The 15,006-nt window shown below is 63.5% G+C and carries 19 protein-coding genes and 1 pseudogene; 15 read left to right on the plus strand and 5 right to left on the minus strand.

The features are described 5' to 3' along the window. Nucleotides 1-161: 161 nt before the first annotated feature. Nucleotides 162-608 (plus strand): hypothetical protein, encoded by a 447-nt coding sequence (locus BT115_RS00725; RefSeq protein ID WP_072320653.1) that lies wholly within the window; start codon nt 162-164, stop codon nt 606-608. 15 nt (nt 609-623) lie between these two features. Here BT115_RS00725 and BT115_RS00730 read toward each other — a convergent pair whose 3' ends face one another. Next, the gene (locus BT115_RS00730) at nt 624-992 is read right to left on the minus strand and encodes a UBP-type zinc finger domain-containing protein (RefSeq protein ID WP_072320654.1); all 369 of its coding nucleotides are present in this window, start codon (nt 990-992) and stop codon (nt 624-626) included. 18 nt (nt 993-1,010) lie between these two features. Further along, nucleotides 1,011-1,298: a hypothetical protein gene (locus tag BT115_RS00735; RefSeq protein ID WP_072320655.1), complete on the minus strand. Its 288-nt coding sequence runs from the start codon at nt 1,296-1,298 to the stop codon at nt 1,011-1,013. Nucleotides 1,299-1,436: 138 nt separating this feature from the next. Between BT115_RS00735 and BT115_RS00740 the strand changes: the two genes are divergently transcribed. From BT115_RS00740 to BT115_RS18575, 8 genes are all read left to right on the plus strand, one after another. Beyond that, on the plus strand, nt 1,437-1,796 hold the full coding sequence (locus BT115_RS00740; RefSeq protein ID WP_072320656.1) for a DUF1304 domain-containing protein: 360 nt from the start codon (nt 1,437-1,439) through the stop codon (nt 1,794-1,796). Nucleotides 1,797-1,885: 89 nt separating this feature from the next. Further along, on the plus strand, nt 1,886-3,601 hold the full coding sequence (locus tag BT115_RS00745) for a patatin-like phospholipase family protein (protein ID WP_072320657.1): 1,716 nt from the start codon (nt 1,886-1,888) through the stop codon (nt 3,599-3,601). A 189-nt stretch (nt 3,602-3,790) separates the two neighbouring features. Next, nucleotides 3,791-4,135 carry a response regulator gene (locus BT115_RS00750; protein ID WP_177257334.1) on the plus strand — a complete coding sequence of 115 codons (345 nt, stop codon included), beginning with the start codon at nt 3,791-3,793 and terminating at the stop codon, nt 4,133-4,135. Nucleotides 4,136-4,383: 248 nt separating this feature from the next. Beyond that, nucleotides 4,384-5,385 carry an Lnb N-terminal periplasmic domain-containing protein gene (locus BT115_RS00755; protein ID WP_083527217.1) on the plus strand — a complete coding sequence of 334 codons (1,002 nt, stop codon included), beginning with the start codon at nt 4,384-4,386 and terminating at the stop codon, nt 5,383-5,385. Nucleotides 5,386-5,522: 137 nt separating this feature from the next. Then, a complete protein-coding gene (locus tag BT115_RS00760; RefSeq protein WP_072320660.1) occupies nt 5,523-5,768 on the plus strand; it encodes a DUF2188 domain-containing protein in 246 nt (81 codons plus the stop codon). A 75-nt stretch (nt 5,769-5,843) separates the two neighbouring features. After that, entirely contained in the window at nt 5,844-6,080 is a 237-nt protein-coding gene (locus BT115_RS00765; RefSeq protein ID WP_072320661.1) for a hypothetical protein, read from the plus strand. A gap of 229 nt (nt 6,081-6,309) precedes the next feature. Then, nucleotides 6,310-9,123 carry a TonB-dependent receptor plug domain-containing protein gene (locus BT115_RS00770; RefSeq protein ID WP_072320662.1) on the plus strand — a complete coding sequence of 938 codons (2,814 nt, stop codon included), beginning with the start codon at nt 6,310-6,312 and terminating at the stop codon, nt 9,121-9,123. A gap of 147 nt (nt 9,124-9,270) precedes the next feature. Beyond that, nucleotides 9,271-9,441 carry a hypothetical protein gene (locus BT115_RS18575; protein ID WP_177257335.1) on the plus strand — a complete coding sequence of 57 codons (171 nt, stop codon included), beginning with the start codon at nt 9,271-9,273 and terminating at the stop codon, nt 9,439-9,441. Here BT115_RS18575 and BT115_RS18580 read toward each other — a convergent pair. Further along, nucleotides 9,438-9,587 (minus strand): hypothetical protein, encoded by a 150-nt coding sequence (locus BT115_RS18580; protein WP_177257336.1) that lies wholly within the window; start codon nt 9,585-9,587, stop codon nt 9,438-9,440. The two genes, BT115_RS18575 and BT115_RS18580, sit on opposite strands and share 4 nt — an antisense overlap. Before the next feature lie 163 nt (nt 9,588-9,750). Between BT115_RS18580 and BT115_RS18785 the strand changes: the two genes are divergently transcribed. Both BT115_RS18785 and BT115_RS00775 read left to right on the plus strand, forming a co-directional pair. Beyond that, nucleotides 9,751-9,879: a hypothetical protein gene (locus tag BT115_RS18785; RefSeq protein ID WP_255369334.1), complete on the plus strand. Its 129-nt coding sequence runs from the start codon at nt 9,751-9,753 to the stop codon at nt 9,877-9,879. Between the two features lie 263 nt (nt 9,880-10,142). Further along, entirely contained in the window at nt 10,143-11,279 is a 1,137-nt protein-coding gene (locus BT115_RS00775) for an acyltransferase family protein (RefSeq protein WP_072320663.1), read from the plus strand. A 55-nt stretch (nt 11,280-11,334) separates the two neighbouring features. Here BT115_RS00775 and BT115_RS00780 read toward each other — a convergent pair whose 3' ends face one another. Next, complete coding sequence (locus tag BT115_RS00780) at nt 11,335-11,520, minus strand: CsbD family protein (RefSeq protein WP_072320664.1); 186 nt, start codon at nt 11,518-11,520, stop codon at nt 11,335-11,337. A 228-nt stretch (nt 11,521-11,748) separates the two neighbouring features. Between BT115_RS00780 and BT115_RS18790 the strand changes: the two genes are divergently transcribed. Together BT115_RS18790 and BT115_RS18795 are read left to right on the plus strand one after the other, a co-directional pair. Beyond that, entirely contained in the window at nt 11,749-11,952 is a 204-nt protein-coding gene (locus BT115_RS18790) for a hypothetical protein (protein WP_143144423.1), read from the plus strand. 24 nt (nt 11,953-11,976) lie between these two features. Next, a pseudogene (locus tag BT115_RS18795) lies at nt 11,977-12,474 on the plus strand (DNA-binding protein); the annotation flags it as partial. A 251-nt stretch (nt 12,475-12,725) separates the two neighbouring features. On the opposite strand, the gene BT115_RS18590 reads toward BT115_RS18795, so the two are convergent. Further along, the gene (locus BT115_RS18590; protein WP_177257338.1) at nt 12,726-12,887 is read right to left on the minus strand and encodes a hypothetical protein; all 162 of its coding nucleotides are present in this window, start codon (nt 12,885-12,887) and stop codon (nt 12,726-12,728) included. A 528-nt stretch (nt 12,888-13,415) separates the two neighbouring features. Between BT115_RS18590 and BT115_RS00790 the strand changes: the two genes are divergently transcribed. Both BT115_RS00790 and BT115_RS00795 read left to right on the plus strand, forming a co-directional pair. Then, nucleotides 13,416-14,528 (plus strand): S-(hydroxymethyl)glutathione dehydrogenase/class III alcohol dehydrogenase, encoded by a 1,113-nt coding sequence (locus tag BT115_RS00790; protein WP_072320666.1) that lies wholly within the window; start codon nt 13,416-13,418, stop codon nt 14,526-14,528. An 8-nt stretch (nt 14,529-14,536) separates the two neighbouring features. Next, complete coding sequence (locus BT115_RS00795) at nt 14,537-14,953, plus strand: ketosteroid isomerase-related protein (RefSeq protein WP_072320667.1); 417 nt, start codon at nt 14,537-14,539, stop codon at nt 14,951-14,953. Nucleotides 14,954-15,006 lie beyond the last annotated feature (53 nt).

Consider the following 15,006-nt stretch of genomic DNA (forward strand, 5'->3'; position numbering starts at 1 on the left):
AGTGTGGCGTGCGCGAATCATCCTCAAAGCGTTTTCCACGGTGGTCCAACCGCTGAGGATCGACCCACCTGTCGCCTTGTCGCGCCCCCTTAGCTTACGATGCACCATCGACCACCCAGCTTCCACGCAGGTGGTCTCGCCATGGCATTGGGGATAAACGCATGGAACAGACGCAGGATCCGGTGAATCGCTTGTTTGCCTTCGTGACTGAGTTCGCACAGGCGATGTTGGCGAAGAGTGGCGAGTTCTATCCGTTTGGGGGTTCGATCTCGGCGAGCGGCGAAATTGCCGGGGCGTCCGGGGCGACGGAGGACGGTTCGGAGCATCCGAGTGCGCAGGAGGTGTATCGGTTGTTGACCGCCGGGCTTGCCTCGACGGCGTCCGGTAACGACGTGGCTGCGGTGGCCTTGGTTGCGAACGTGACCATTCCCGCCGAGCTCGAGGCTGTGTCGGATAACGGCATCCGTGTTCACGTCGAAGCCCCGGGGTTTGCCCGTATGGTCTACGTGCCGTACGAGGTGCTACCAGGCGAGGAGCCGTCGATCCGTTTGCACGACCCCATCGCGGTGGAAGTGGATCCCGAGTTCTTCGTCTCGGCGCGGTCCTAAGCGGTATCGCGGTGGTCAGCCGCCCCTGCCGGCCTTGATCAGCACGCGCTGCCAGTTCGGCGGTACGCGGCCTTCCGGCCCCGGGGTGGGTTGGCTGGTGGGATGACTATGGGGCGGTGCCAGTTCGGGGCCGTCCAGCATGGCCTCGGTGCGGTAGTCGTAGAACCAGTCCTCGCCGGGCTCGAAGCTCTGGATGATCGGGTGGCCGGTCTCCTCGGCATGTTTCGACGCATGCTGGTTGAGCGAGTCGTCGCAGCATCCGATGTGGCCGCACTGCGCGCAGCGACGCAGGTGGAACCACCAACTGCCGGTCTGTTCGCACTCGACGCAGCCGGTCCCGCTGGGCGGCACGCTGGGATCGATGCCGTTGCTTAGCTTGCTCATGGGCGCTCCTGGTGGGTGTCAGGCCAGGCGACCGGCGCGGCGCAGCGCCGCGGCGCGCATCCGGTCGACCGACGTTGCCAGCGAGCGTAAGGCAATACGAAGTTCCATGGAATTCGGTGGGCCGCCAGCGAGCAGGGACTCGATCTTTTCGGCGGCGTCGGCCACGTGGAGGTGCTCGTGCTGGAGCGCATGGCGGGCCACGTGGTTCGCCCGGAACTGCGCCTCGCCGTAATCATGGTGCAGCAGCGCTTGCAGAAGCCCCAGGGCTTCCACGGAGATGTCATGGGCGGCAAGGACTTCGCGCATCCATGAATTAGGTCCGATGACGCGCGGAGTCTCAATCGTCCATCCGTGCTATCCCTAGGAATAGCACGTGCCGCCGATGTGTCACGGCTGGAACGATTAGCGGCTATCCTGCGCCCCAGCCTTGCCCCGGGAGTTCGTATGACCATCGTCGCCACCGTGCTCACCCTCGTAGTGATCCTGATCCACCTGTATATCGTGCTGCTGGAAATGGTGCTGTGGCGTTCGCGTGGTCCCAAGGTGTTCGGTATCACGCCCGAGTTCGCGCGCGACACGACCACGCTTGCGTCGAATCAGGGCCTTTACAATGGCTTCCTGGTCGCGGCCCTGGTGCTCGGGCTCCTATTGTCGGAGCCGTTTGCCTCGGCTTTCATCTTCTACGGATTGGGTTGCGTCGTGGTAGCGGGGTTGTGGGGCGGCTTCACCGCGAGCCGGCGCATCCTCTACGTGCAGGCCTTGCCGGCGGCGCTGGCCCTGGCTGCGCAGTGGCTCGCACGCTGATCGGTCCCGTTCGCGAAAACGTGGACGGGCTTCAAGTCTCGGGGACGTCTGCGCGGCCATAATGCGCTCATCTGTCGATGGGAGCGGGCATGCCTGATACCGACCTGCCGCTGGCGCATCCTGAAATTACGCCGCCGCCGCGCGCGTACACGTTCGAGCTGGGCCTTGCGCTGGCGGGTGCCGTCAGCGGCGGTGCCTATGCGGCAGGGGTGCTCGATTTTTTCTACGAAGCCCTGGAACATTGGTACGCGGCGAAAGAGCGCGGGCTGCCGGTGCCGACACACGACGTGCTTCTGCGCGACATCTCCGGCGCATCGGCTGGCAGCATCAATGGCGTGATATCCGCCGTGGTGCTGCCTTATGCCTTTCCGCATGTGCATGCCGCGCAGACGGAGGAGGACGCAGCAGCCAATCCGTTCTACGACGTGTGGGTCAAGCGCGTCGACATCGAGGGGTTTCTCGATACGGACGATCTGGCGGACAAGAACCTGCCGATCGCGTCGCTGCTCAATACGCGCCGCCTCGACGAGATTGGCGATCGCGTGCTGCATTACGAAACGGCGCCTCGCGCCCGTCCTTATATCGCCAATCCGCTCAAGCTCGTGTTCACCGTCACGAATCTGCGTGGCGTGCCATACGCGGTGCCGTTTGCGGGCGACGAGGTGGAAGCGGGTCACAGCATGATCGCGCACGAGGATTACCTGCGCTTTGCGGTGGACATGGGGCAGGGTGCTTACGATCGCGTCTGGCAATATCCCGACGATCTCTACGTAGCGCATCCCAAGCGGCTCCCCGACGGTGGATGGACTGCCATCATGAATGCCGCGCTGGCGTCTTCGGCGTTTCCTGGCGGCCTGCGCTATCGCGAGGTGGAGCGGCGCTGGAGCGATTACATGCAGCGCAGCGTGGTCGTGCCGGACGAACTCGGCGTGTCGCGCGTCGTACCGATCGCGCCGCAGCGTGATGCATCGGACGGCCACGGCGCCACGTATCGCTTCGTCGGCGTCGACGGGGGCGCGATGGATAACGAGCCGTTCGAACTCGCCCGCACGGAGCTGGCAGGCACCTTGGGTCGCAACCCGCGTCGCGGCGACCAGGTGAATCGCATCGTGCTCATGGTCGATCCGTTCCCGGAACCGGACGATCTGGGGCCGGAGTTCGCCGCATCGATCAACGTCGTGGAAGCGCTATCGGCCTTGTTTGCGTCATGGAAGCAGCAGGCCCGTTTCAAGCCACGGGAAATTGCGCTGGCGATGGACGATGCGGTCTACAGTCGCTTCCTCATTGCACCGACGCGGCCTTGCGTCGATGGCAGCGAACGCTGGCTCGGCGGGCGCGCCCTGGCGGCGGGTGCGTTGGGTGGGTTTTCCGGGTTCTTCGCGGAAGCCTACCGACGCCACGATTTTCTCCTCGGTCGGCGCAACGCGCAGCGCTTTCTTGCCGAACATTTTCTGGTGCCTGCCAACAATCCCATCGTCGCGGAGTGGGCTGCCGATCCGGCCATGGCCCATTACCTTCGCGTGCGCGACGGAGTGCTGCATGCGCCCGTCATTCCGCTGGTGGCGGAGTGCCACCCCGAGCAACGCGAGGACACGCTGCCGCCGTGGCCAAAGGGTGCTTTCGATCCAGCCAGCCTTCTGCCGCCGATCAAGAGGCGGCTGGATGCGCTTTATCGCGTGGCGACGGACAAGTGGAACGACAAGCTGCTTACCTGGCTGGCCTGGCATACCTATGCGCGCCGGAAGCTTCTGACCTTTGCGTCGCGCCGGCTCTTGGAGACCTTGCGCAAGCACGATCTGTGGTGAATTCGCCGGAGCGAACCTGGCAGGGTTGTGATGGCGGCGAGATGCTTTATGACGGAAATATCCGCCCTATATAACGTGGAGTTATCGACTTCACTATGGCCGCGGCATGCAAAGGGTAGTAGGTTGTCCACTCTGTCACGTTGATCGCGGGGCTTCTTCATGGGTATGACAGCCTCACCCAGAGCAATCGTGTTCGAGGACCATTCGGGTCTTGCGTCGGCCCTCGCCGATTTGCTGGTCGAACGACTCGGTTACCGCGTTACCGCATGCGTCGACTCCGTGGAGGACGCGATTCGTGCCGCGCATGCGGAGCCCTGCGACGTGGCGGTCGTCGATCTCGAGTTGCAAGGCGTCATGGCGTATCCAGCGCTCGACGAGCTTAAGCGCCGGGGCATTCCCTATGTACTGGCGACGGGTTCCATGCTCGTCGATATTCCCCCGCACTATCGCGCGCCGCTGGTCCTGAAACCGTATAGCGCCACACAACTGGAAACGGCGATTCGCGAAGCGCGGCAGTCCACGCACAGCGCTTGAACGCGCTTTCGTAGGAGCCACGGCGGCCATAGGTGCCGCCGAACTCGTCGCCCGGGTAACGCGTGTCGTCGATGCGCATGGCGTACGCAGCCGGGCTGGGGATGGGCGATCAGTGTTGACTTGCGGGCATGCAATCGCTGTTGTCCAAACGTCAAAAGGATGTCGAAACGTTTGCGTTCCGGCCGTCCACAGGCGACGCTTCGCGGCATGCCTTCCTATCCCTTTCCTTTACCCCCGGGTTCTCACGCATGAAGCGGCGTCGCATGTGGGTGCGCGGTGCTGCCGGACTGCTCGCCGCGATTCTGCTTTTCGTCTCGGGCGCCTGGGGCGCCCTCGCGTTGGCGTTCCGCTTTCCCGGCCCTCGGCCGGTCCGTTTCGTGGTCGCAGGGGCGTGGTCGTCGGGGTGCCTCGTCGCATGGATCGCGTGGCTGGGCTGGCGGTCCGCCTGGGCGCCGCTCGCATTCGTCGCCGCCCACGTCGTTCTACTTGGTTGGTGGGCGTCGCTTCGACCGCGCAACGACCGTGCCTGGGCCGATGACGTAGCGCGCTTGCCCTCGGCCGAGGTGACCGGCTCCCGCGTGCTGATGCACGACGTGCGCCACTTCCAGTGGCGCACCGACGACGATTACGACGCGCATTGGGAAACCCGCGAGTACGATCTCGATCGACTCGTCGGTGCAGACGCGATTCTTTCCTATTGGTCGGGCGAGGCCATCGCCCATGCCATGCTTTCGTTCGGTTTCGACGATGGAGAACATCTCGTGTTCTCGGTGGAGATCCGTCGCAAGCGCGGGGAGGCCTTCTCGGAAATCGGCGGCTTCTTCCGCCAGTTCGAACTGGTGCTGGTGGCGGCGGACGAGCGCGACATCGTCCGCGTGCGGACCAACGTGCGTGGCGAGGATGCTTACATCTTCCCGTTGCGGATCACTCCAGAGGCGACGCGTTCGTTGTTTCTGTCCTATGTCGATGCCGCGAACGGCCTCGCTCGCTCGCCGCGGTTCTACAACACGGTCACGTCGAACTGCACCACCATCGTCTACCGGATGGCCAAGCGTATCGATGGTGGCCTGCCTTTCGATCTTCGCCTGCTGCTGACGGGGTACCTGCCGGAGTATCTAGCTGACAACGGCGCGCTGGACCCGCGCCACAGCGTGGACGAGTGGCGCCGTGTGGGGCGGATCACTGATCGAGCGAAGGCGACCGGGCCGGCGGACGACTTTTCCATGGCGATACGCCGCGGCATGGCGTGATGTCTTTGTGAAGACAATGCCTGTACCGCTTCGCATTGGCAGCGCAGCGCCGAGCAGATAATCTCTCCGTCCCAAGATGTGGCGGCCCCCTACCGGGTCGGCGGCCCCTATGCCTGCGAGGTTATCCACCTTCTTCCATGGCCATGGTGATCTATGACATCTCCTTTCATCCGGATGTAGCCGGCCTTTGGCACGTGCAGGTGAACGGCGTTCCCACAGAAAATTTCGAGACGCGCATCGCTGCCATCGCTTATGCAGTGCAGCAATCGAAACTGATAGGCGCGCAGCAAGGCGTGCAAGTACTGGTGTCGGTCGAGGGCGCCGACGGCATCTGGCGCGAATTCGAATCCAACGCCAAGCGGCCGGTCAGCGGGTTGCTGTAGAACATCCCTGGCGCTGCACATGGTCTTGATGCGCGATGCATACCATGGGGAGGAACACGGAGGACCATCCCACCTATGACGCATCGAAAGATCGGTTACTTCGACGTAGAAGGTTCTTGCTACGTCGCCAAGCCAGGACGCTGGCGCGGTAAATACGTGATCAGCGAAGACGGCGAAGAAGTGCAGGAAAAGCTCTGCACCACGTTGCACGAGAACGAAGAGGACGCCTGCGCCGAAGGCATGCAGCTTGGCATCGAAGCCGCGCGCCGGCTGATGAAGGAGCGTGAGGGCTTCGACCCCGGGGAAGTGTAGGGCGAACTCACCGAGCGCGCCGCGCAAGGTTCGGCGCGCGTCACGGTATGAAGCATAGCTCGTGCCACCTATCGTGCATTTTTCCGCTCCGTAAGATATTCCGAATGGCCGATGGTGCGCCTGCTTAAGCCGGCGTACGTTTTCATTGCGGCCCTGTGAACGAAACGTTTTCGTTTGCGGACGACCGCGAAGTCCCAGCCCCACTCCCCTAAGGCTTCGGAGACTCACAATGAAGACGACACCCCTCATGGCGCTTCGGCGCCACGGCCTCGCTTTGTCCATTGCCGCCGCCCTGACCAGCGGCGTGGCTGCGCAGGATGCGCCCGTTGCCCCAGCGCCCCAGGAAAAGACCACCGACCTGCAGACCATCACGGTGACGGGCTCGGCACTTCCACGCATCGATGTGGAGACGCCATCACCCGTCACGACGATATCGGCCGAACAGATCCAGAAGAGCGGCCTCACCACCGTCTCCGACGTGGTGCGTGCGGTATCGGCAGACAACAGTGGTTCGATCCCTTCGTCGTTCACCGCCGGCTTCGCCACGGGCTCGTCCGGCGTAGCCCTGCGCGGCCTGACCGTGAACTCGACCCTGGTGCTGATCGATGGACGGCGCGCGGCCAACTATCCGCTGGCTGACGACGGTCAACGCTCCTTCGTCGATCTCAACACGATTCCGTCGAACGCCATCGAGCGCATCGAGGTGCTGAAGGACGGCGCGTCGTCGCTGTACGGTGCCGACGCCATTGCAGGCGTGGTCAACATCATCCTGCGTCCCGGTTTTCGCGGCACCGAGTTCACGGCGGATGTCGGTACCTCGCAGCATGGCGGTGGCACGACCCGGCGCGCGACCGTGCTGTTCGGTGGCGGCGACCTCAAGAAGGATGGTTGGAACGCTTACTTCAGCGCCGAATACCAGCGTGACGACGACATTCTCAACCGCCAGCGCGGCTATCCGTACAACACGGCGGACACGCGACGTAGCGGAGGCAACAACCTCATCGGCGGGCAGCCGTCGCAGAACTCGGGGTCGATCTACGGCACGGTGACGCCGGGTACGTTGTCGCGGCCGGGTGACGTCACCTCGGGCGTCGCCGATCCCGGTGCGCTATCTCAGCCGCTGGTGCCCTGCGGCGCCCAGGGTACGTTGGTGAGCGACGATCCCGCGAACCCCGGCAGTTATTGCGCGCAGAACTTCGCGCGCTATACAGCGATCCAGCCGACTACCGATCGGCGCGGACTGTACGGGCGCTTCACTCTCCAGCTCTCCGATCGCAGCAAGGCTTATCTCGCGGCGAGCTACTACGAGGTGAAGACGACCTTCCCAGGACCTCCGGCGCAGATCCAGGCGGGCACGCCGCGCAATACCAACTCGATCGCTTTGCCGGCAATGCTGCCTGATGGCTCTCTCAATCCCAACAACCCGTTTGCCGCCGAGGGCAAGGCGGCGCTCATCAACTACGCGTTTCCCGGTGCGCTTGCCAACGGCGAGAACGACAACCACAACCTGCGCATCGTCGGTGGGATGACCGGGTATTGGGGCGAGTGGGGTTACGACACGGCCCTGGTGTTCAATCACTCGTCGCTCGACACGCGTCTGTCGGGCTTTCTCAACTACGACCGTCTCATCGACGCGGTGACGAACGGCACGTACAACTTCCTCGACCCGCGAGCGAACTCTCGCGCCCTGCTTGCGGCGCTCTCGCCGCCCTTGAAGAAGACCTCCACCAGCGATCTGCAATCGTTCGACTTTCGCGTGACGCGGCCGCTGCTCGACCTGGCGGGCGGCTCGCTTGGCCTGGCCGCCGGCATCGACGTGCGCCACGAGGAGCAGGACGACCCCGACCTCAACCCGAACCTCGCGGCGCAGGGCCTTGGCATTGCCCACGTGAAAGGCGATCGCACGGTGTCAGGCGTCTACGCGGAACTGGACGCGCCGTTCCTGGAGTCGCTGGAAGTGGACGTGTCCGGTCGCTTCGATCATTACTCCGACTTCGGCAACAACTTCTCGCCGAAGCTCGGCATCAAATGGAAGCCCATCGACACGCTGGCCTTCCGCGGTACGTTCTCAAAGGGTTTTCGTGCGCCGAGTTTCGCGGAGAACGGATCGAGCGAGGCCGAGGGCTTTGCGACGTATACGCCGCCTGCGGATTTCCAGGCGGCGCATGGCAACAGCGGTTACGTGCAGCCCTATGGGTTGGGTTTCCTCACCCGGGCGAATCCGAACATCAAACCTGAGCGTTCCAAGAGTTGGACCTTCGGCGTGCTTTATCAGCCGACGCCCGATCTGAGCGCGTCGCTCGACTATTACCGGATCAAGAAGACCGGTGTGATCGCGCAGCAGAGTGCCAGCGCCGTGCTGGACGCCTATTACGCCGGCCAGCCGCTGCCGGCAGGATCGGCGATCGTGCAGGACGTTCCCGATCCGGCGGCGCCGGACGCGCTGCCGCGACCGCTGGTAGTGGCAGCCCCCTACGTCAACCAGAACGCGCTGGAGACCAAGGGTGTGGACCTCAACCTGAAAGCCGGCCACGATGTCAGCGAGAGCGTGCGATTCACGAGCGAACTCAATCTCACGAAGATCATCGGCTGGCGGTTGACGCTGGAGGACGGCACGCGGCTGCAGTTTGTGGGGACGCACGGCCCATATGGGTTGTCGTCGGGGGCGGGCACACCGCGCTATCGCGGTTCGTGGGCAAACAGCATCCAGTTCGGCAAGACGACGATTACCGGCACGCTGTACTACACCAGCGGACTCAAGCTCACGGCGCCCGATGTCACCACGGGATGTTTCTCGACCAATACGGACACGGGGGCGAACGTGCCGGCCAGTTGCCGCATGGGCTCGTTTACCGACTTCGATCTGACGGGGCGCTACGACCTCAATGACAAGGTGGCGATCACGGGCTCGATCATGAACGTGTTCGACAAGAAGGCGCCGTTCGATCCGCTGAACTACGCCGCACTCAACTACAACCCGACCTATGCGCAGAACGGTGTGGTCGGACGGTTCTTCACGGTCGGTGTGAGGGTGAAGCTCTAGCGGAGGCATTGACGTGGCCGGCTTTTTGCTTTAGTTACGGCTTCTTGGGGGAACACCACAGGGGGCCGTCACGGCCATGGCACGTCGATTCACGCTTCGTCTTCGCATGTTCTTCGTTCGCTCCGCCCGTTTCGGTGGGGGCATTGCATGACCGACCCGATGAAGGAACCGATAGTAGCCCCGTGGCCCGGTGGCCTCATGCCGGGCACGGTGGCGCCCTTCGTGATGCGTTACGGCACGGATTTCCTCGTCGCCATGCAGCGCGCCGCGGCGGTCCATGACGCCGCGCATCCGGTACCGGAGAGCGAGCCAGCCTAGCGCGAGGCCGGCTGCGCCGAAGGCGCGCGCTCGCCATCGTCGGGTACGTCGCCTGCGGGGCCGCCGCGATGAATGGCGCCGACGACGAAGATCGCCACCAACGCGACGATAAGGGCAACCAGAGCGTAATAGCGCGAACGGTTCATGGGCGATTCCCTATGCATGCCTGGAGTTTTCGCGTGGGTCGGTCAAGGGAATGCGTGCGAGCCGTTATGCCGGCGTGCGAATCCGATCGTGGCGTTGCTGTCACGTACGGTCCACGGAACAGATCCCACCCTCGCTCATGCATCCACCGAGGAGGGATTTCGCATGAACGAAGAAAATACACCGCAACCGGGCAATAAGCAGCGAGGCGGTATCGGCTACGTGCTGCTCTGGATCCTTGGCGTGCCCATTCCCGTCCTGATCCTGATCGCCCTGGTGCGCGGCTGCACCTGAGCGTCGCGCCCCGATCGCCAGCAGGCTGGCTCCCACCAAAGCGGGCCGCTGCTTCGGTGCGGGACCCAGATTGGTGGGAGCCAGCCTGCTGGCGATCGGGGATAACCGCAACGCCACATCAAGTCGCCGGGACATTGTGGGAGCCGCTATAGCGGCGAGAAACCCACAAAGCGGCGTAGCCGCGAGGTAATAACGGGCGGGCCAAGATCGTTAGAACCGAGAAAATCCCGATATCCTTGCGGGGACTCGAAGGACGCCCCGTCATGCCCGATCCGACTCTTCCGCGTAGCTCCGGCATCGATCTGCTGCGCGGGCTGAGCATTCTGCTTGTCGTTGTCCACCATCTCGGCCTGCGCTTGCCGCTGCACAAGACCGACGCGGCGCACATCTTGCCGATACCCTTGTTGAAGGGGCTGATCTACAACGGCTACGAAGCGGTCTTCGTTTTCTTCGTGATCTCGGGATTTCTGATTACACGCCACACCCTCGAACGCGATGGCGCGCTACGCGCCATCGATTGGCGCGGGTTCTATGCGCGTCGTGCGGCGCGCATCCTGCCTTGCCTGCTGGCGCTTCTGGCGCTGCTGCTGACGTGCCACGTGTTGGCGGTACCGAACTACGTTATCGACAGCACGCGGCAATCGCCGATGGGTGCAACGGCCTCCGCGCTTACCTTTACGCTCAACGTTTACGAAGGTCGCACCGGTTGGCTTCCAGGCGGGTGGGACGTGCTCTGGTCGTTGTCGGTGGAAGAGGTGTTCTATCTCGCGTTTCCGCTGCTGTGCCTCACGCTCGGGCGCACACGCTGGTTCACGCCGCTTCTGGTCTTGCTGGTGCTGTCCTTGCCGTTCACACGTGCTGCCATCGTCGACAACGAGATCTGGCAGGAGAAGGCGTACCTGCCTGGCATGAGCGCGATCGCCGCCGGGGTGCTCGCGGCGATGGCGCGTGCACGATGGGGCGAGGGCTCATTGGCAAAACGCGTCTTATTGGCCGTGATCGGCACCGTCGCACTCGCGGCGGTGATGTTCTCGGGCGGTTGGTTATGGCGGATGCTGCACGACGGCTACATGCTCGTGCTCGTGGGTGCCGCAGTGTGCCTCGTGCTTGCTTCGGCGGAGCGGGGAAGCACGTGGCGTGGTTTCGGCTGGCTGCAACGCATGGGCAAGGCCAGTTACGAAATCTATCTGACGCACATGTTCGTGGTGTTCACATGGGTGGGCATCGCGCGTGCTACCGGCACGGACGGCACTCAGGCATGGATCTGGTATCCGCCTACGGTGCTGTTGTCGTGGATCGTGGGGACGTGGGTTGCCCGTGGTTTTTCGGAACCGATGAATCGTCGATTGCGCGCCTGGTTTCTCGCCCGGCGAGAGTCGCTGGCAACGGCGCCCCCCTGACGGCAGCCAGAAAGTGACGAGCCTCCGATCCTGAGGATCGGAGGCTCGTAAACACTCAGTGCTTGCGATTCTCGTCGCGGGCGTGATCAGCGGCCTTACCTACTTCGTTCTGGATCTTACCGGCGTTCTTCTCGATCTTGCCGGCGGCTTCCTTCGTGTGGTTGCCCGTTACCTTGCCCACGGCTTCCTTCACGGCGCCCTTGACCTCGTGCTTCATACCTTCGGTGCGGTTCTTGTCCATGATGGTTTCCTCGCTGTTGCTGCGTCATCGCAGTGGCACCTGTTTACGCCTTGCAGGGCTCATGCATGCGTGAAGCGGACGTCCGCGGTGTTTCACGACATCTCACTCAAGCTGAATTGCAGTGCGTACGGCACATGCTCGTCCGTGGCCGATGACGCGGGGAAGACGCGCGTATCACAGATGGCCGCGCAGTCTCATCGACCACCGACATCAGGTTTCTCGCTGACCATGCAGAGTCCCAACGTACCCGAGTCGCCCGGCCATTCGCCGGTCATCCCCGAAGAGCAACCCGCACGTCCGACGCCCGAGATGCCCGACACGGAGCCGTCGAAGGAGCAGCCGCAGGCCCCGCCGCAGCATCCCGATCAGCCAGACGGCGAGGGCGAGCCGCCAAGGGAGACGCCGGAAGCCTTGGCGATTCGTGTCCCCTGATCCACTGCGCAGAGGAGCCCGCTCATGCCTGAGAAGAAAACCGTCGCTAGAGCGAAGAAAGACAAGCGCGAAGGAAAGTCGGCCTCGACCCAGGCCGGTGAATTCGTGCATGAAGAGATCGAACACGTACGCGAGGGCAAGCACGGCGCGCGTTCCGCCAAGCAGGCCATCGCCATCGGGTTATCGAAGGCACGACGCGCGGGCGTGAAGGCCAAGCCCTCGAAGACAGCGAGCAAGGCAACGAAGAAGAAGGCGGCGCAGGACAGCCGCGCGGCGTCGAAGAAGCGTTCGTCCGGCACGGCGGCGAAGAAATCCGCCACGCGCAAGCGAGCGGGCGGGGCGACGGCCCGGAAATCGTCGGCAAAAAAAACGACGGCGAAGAAGGCCACCGTGAAGCGGACGGCTGCGCGGAAGTCGAGTACGAAGCGCACGACTGCCAAGCGTGCAACTTCCAAGCGAGCCACGCCGAAAAAGGCTAGCGCGAGAAAGACATCTGCAGCGAAGTCTTCGGCCCGATCCAGGGCGACCACAAAGGCGCTGAAGCGTGAAGGGCGCTCGGCAGCGTCCACGCGGGCTTTGTCAGCTCAAGGCCGAAAGGCCGCGTCGAAACGCACGGCGTCGAGCCGATCGAGCGCCGCCAAGAAGGCTGCTCGCACAAAAGGTGCGTCAGGAAGAAAGGCCGCTGCGAAGAAGGCGGCAAGGACGAGGACACGCAAGGCGTCCTGACGAACGAAGGCCCGCCGTGAAGGCGGGCCTTTCATGTGGAGCAGGGCTTAGACCGCGTCGCCGCTCAGTCGGCTGGCCACTTCGCCCAGCCAGTCGTAACCATCCATCTCGCCGCCAAACAGGTCGAACCCGCCATTGGCTTCCGCGAGGCGGTAGCCAGCGGAGTATTCGAAGGTCGAGATGCCGTATTCGTTACGAAGTTCGTTCATTTGTTATGTCTCCCAGTCCGTATCGACCGGATGTATCAATCTCTGGCGCCGACGCCGCCGGTCTCTGGCGTGGCGAGGACCTTACGCTCCCGATACCTTCCGAAGAAGTCGCGCCGGGCGATTGGTCCGTTTCGTTTGGTGAACAATGGGTTCGTTAGTCTTTCGTCACGCCCCCCAAGGGCCTAATTTCTGAACTAACGAGTTTCCTACGCCCCTTTCTTATGGGCTGCCCGCAGCATTACAAGGGCTTCCAAGCAACAAAAGGTTCGACAGCGTTTGTAAGCAAAAGGTTCAAAGGAATTCGCAATCGCTGCCATCGGCAGCCTCTATCGGACCCTTACTGTCGCCTTTCGTTCGCCGTACGGCACGTATCCGTTAACCCTAGTTTAACTCAAACAGGCTGCATCCGCCAGCGTATGGTCCTGAACGGACCGGCGAGGGGCGTCCACGGCCATCAGGCGGGCTAGAATCCAGGGTCCGCCCGGCGCATCCGTCGCCGGAAGCCACGCCAAGAGGAACCCTCGAATCATGAAGTCTCGCGCCGCCGTCGCCTGGGAAGCAGGCAAGCCGTTGTCCATCGAAGAGATCGACGTCCAGGGTCCGAAGGCGGGAGAAGTGCTCGTTCGCATCGTGGCCACGGGCGTGTGCCATACCGACGCCTACACCTTGTCCGGCGATGACCCGGAAGGCGCGTTCCCCGTGATTCTCGGTCACGAGGGCGGCGGCATCGTCGAGGAAGTGGGCGAAGGTGTCACCTCGCTCAAGCCCGGCGACCACGTGATCCCGCTCTATACGCCCGAATGCGGCGAGTGCAAGTTCTGCCGCTCGGGGAAGACCAACCTTTGCCAGAAGATTCGCGTCACCCAGGGCCAGGGCCTGATGCCGGACGGCACCTCGCGCTTCTCGCTGGGCGGCAAGCCCATCCTGCATTACATGGGCACCAGCACCTTCAGCGAATACACGGTGCTGCCGGAGATCTCCCTGGCGAAGATCAACAAGGACGCTCCGCTCGAGAAGGTTTGCCTGCTCGGCTGCGGCATCACCACCGGCATCGGTGCGGTGCTCAACACGGCGAAGGTGGAGCCAGGCGCGACCGTGGCCGTGTTCGGCATGGGCGGCATCGGCCTGTCCGTGGTGCAGGGCGCCGTGATGGCGAAGGCCGGGCGCATCGTGGTCGTGGACACCAACCCGTCCAAGTTCGAGATGGCGCGGATGCTGGGCGCCACCGATTGCGTGAACCCTCGCGACTACCCCGACACACCGATCCAGCAGGTCATCGTGGACCTCACCGACGGCGGTGTGGATTACTCGTTCGAATGCATCGGCAACGTGGATGTGATGCGCGCGGCGCTCGAGTGCTGCCACAAGGGCTGGGGCGAGTCGGTCATCATTGGCGTGGCGGGTGCAGGGCAGGAGATCCGCACGCGGCCGTTCCAACTCGTGACCGGTCGCGTCTGGCGCGGCTCGGCCTTTGGCGGCGTGAAGGGACGCAGCCAGTTGCCGGGCTACGTGGATCGCTACATGGGTGGCGAGATCAAGATCGACCCGATGATCACGTATACGATGGGCCTCGAAGACATCAACCGTGCCTTCGACCTCATGCACGAGGGCAAGGCCATCCGTTCCGTCATCATCTACTGAGCGACCCGATGAACGACACGATCGACCTGATCCGCCGCTACTGCGACGCCTTCAACCGCGGCGACTGGAACGGCATGCTGGCGCTTCTCGACGAGAAGGTCGTGCATGACATCAACCAGGAGGGGCGGCAGGTCGGTCGCGACCGCTTTGCCGCTTACCTCGACCGCACGTCCGCCAGCTATGCCGAAGAGCTCCGGAACGTGGTGGTGATGGCCAACGAGGCGGGCACTCGCGCCGCCGCCGAGTACATGGTGCATGGCGTGTACAAGGCCACCGACGAAGGTCGCCCACTGGCCCAGGGGCAGACCTACGTGTTGCCCGGCGGTGCGTTCTTCGAGGTATCCGACGGACGCATCACGCGGATCACCCGTTACTACAACCTCGAGGACTGGCTGGCGCAGGTCCGACGGGTCGACGTCGACTGATGCCTTGAACCGCTGGCTGGCGGGCCGCAGGTCTTCCTGCGTCCCGTCACCCA

Source organism: Luteibacter sp. UNCMF366Tsu5.1, assembly GCF_900119235.1.
In the GTDB taxonomy this organism is placed as follows: domain Bacteria; phylum Pseudomonadota; class Gammaproteobacteria; order Xanthomonadales; family Rhodanobacteraceae; genus Luteibacter; species Luteibacter flocculans.

Excerpts from the sequence above, each read along its gene's own strand:
- BT115_RS00725 (WP_072320653.1), top strand. The coding sequence starts at position 162 with ATGGAACAGACGCAGGATCCGGTGAATCGCTTGTTTGCCTTCGTGACT.
- BT115_RS00730 (WP_072320654.1), bottom strand. The coding sequence starts at position 992 with ATGAGCAAGCTAAGCAACGGCATCGATCCCAGCGTGCCGCCCAGCGGG.
- BT115_RS00735 (WP_072320655.1), bottom strand. The coding sequence starts at position 1,298 with ATGCGCGAAGTCCTTGCCGCCCATGACATCTCCGTGGAAGCCCTGGGG.
- BT115_RS00740 (WP_072320656.1), top strand. The coding sequence starts at position 1,437 with ATGACCATCGTCGCCACCGTGCTCACCCTCGTAGTGATCCTGATCCAC.
- BT115_RS00745 (WP_072320657.1), top strand. The coding sequence starts at position 1,886 with ATGCCTGATACCGACCTGCCGCTGGCGCATCCTGAAATTACGCCGCCG.
- BT115_RS00755 (WP_083527217.1), top strand. The coding sequence starts at position 4,384 with ATGAAGCGGCGTCGCATGTGGGTGCGCGGTGCTGCCGGACTGCTCGCC.
- BT115_RS00760 (WP_072320660.1), top strand. The coding sequence starts at position 5,523 with ATGGCCATGGTGATCTATGACATCTCCTTTCATCCGGATGTAGCCGGC.
- BT115_RS00765 (WP_072320661.1), top strand. The coding sequence starts at position 5,844 with ATGACGCATCGAAAGATCGGTTACTTCGACGTAGAAGGTTCTTGCTAC.
- BT115_RS00770 (WP_072320662.1), top strand. The coding sequence starts at position 6,310 with ATGAAGACGACACCCCTCATGGCGCTTCGGCGCCACGGCCTCGCTTTG.
- BT115_RS18575 (WP_177257335.1), top strand. The coding sequence starts at position 9,271 with ATGACCGACCCGATGAAGGAACCGATAGTAGCCCCGTGGCCCGGTGGC.
- BT115_RS18580 (WP_177257336.1), bottom strand. The coding sequence starts at position 9,587 with ATGAACCGTTCGCGCTATTACGCTCTGGTTGCCCTTATCGTCGCGTTG.
- BT115_RS18785 (WP_255369334.1), top strand. The coding sequence starts at position 9,751 with ATGAACGAAGAAAATACACCGCAACCGGGCAATAAGCAGCGAGGCGGT.
- BT115_RS00775 (WP_072320663.1), top strand. The coding sequence starts at position 10,143 with ATGCCCGATCCGACTCTTCCGCGTAGCTCCGGCATCGATCTGCTGCGC.
- BT115_RS00780 (WP_072320664.1), bottom strand. The coding sequence starts at position 11,520 with ATGGACAAGAACCGCACCGAAGGTATGAAGCACGAGGTCAAGGGCGCC.
- BT115_RS18790 (WP_143144423.1), top strand. The coding sequence starts at position 11,749 with ATGCAGAGTCCCAACGTACCCGAGTCGCCCGGCCATTCGCCGGTCATC.
- BT115_RS18590 (WP_177257338.1), bottom strand. The coding sequence starts at position 12,887 with ATGAACGAACTTCGTAACGAATACGGCATCTCGACCTTCGAATACTCC.
- BT115_RS00790 (WP_072320666.1), top strand. The coding sequence starts at position 13,416 with ATGAAGTCTCGCGCCGCCGTCGCCTGGGAAGCAGGCAAGCCGTTGTCC.
- BT115_RS00795 (WP_072320667.1), top strand. The coding sequence starts at position 14,537 with ATGAACGACACGATCGACCTGATCCGCCGCTACTGCGACGCCTTCAAC.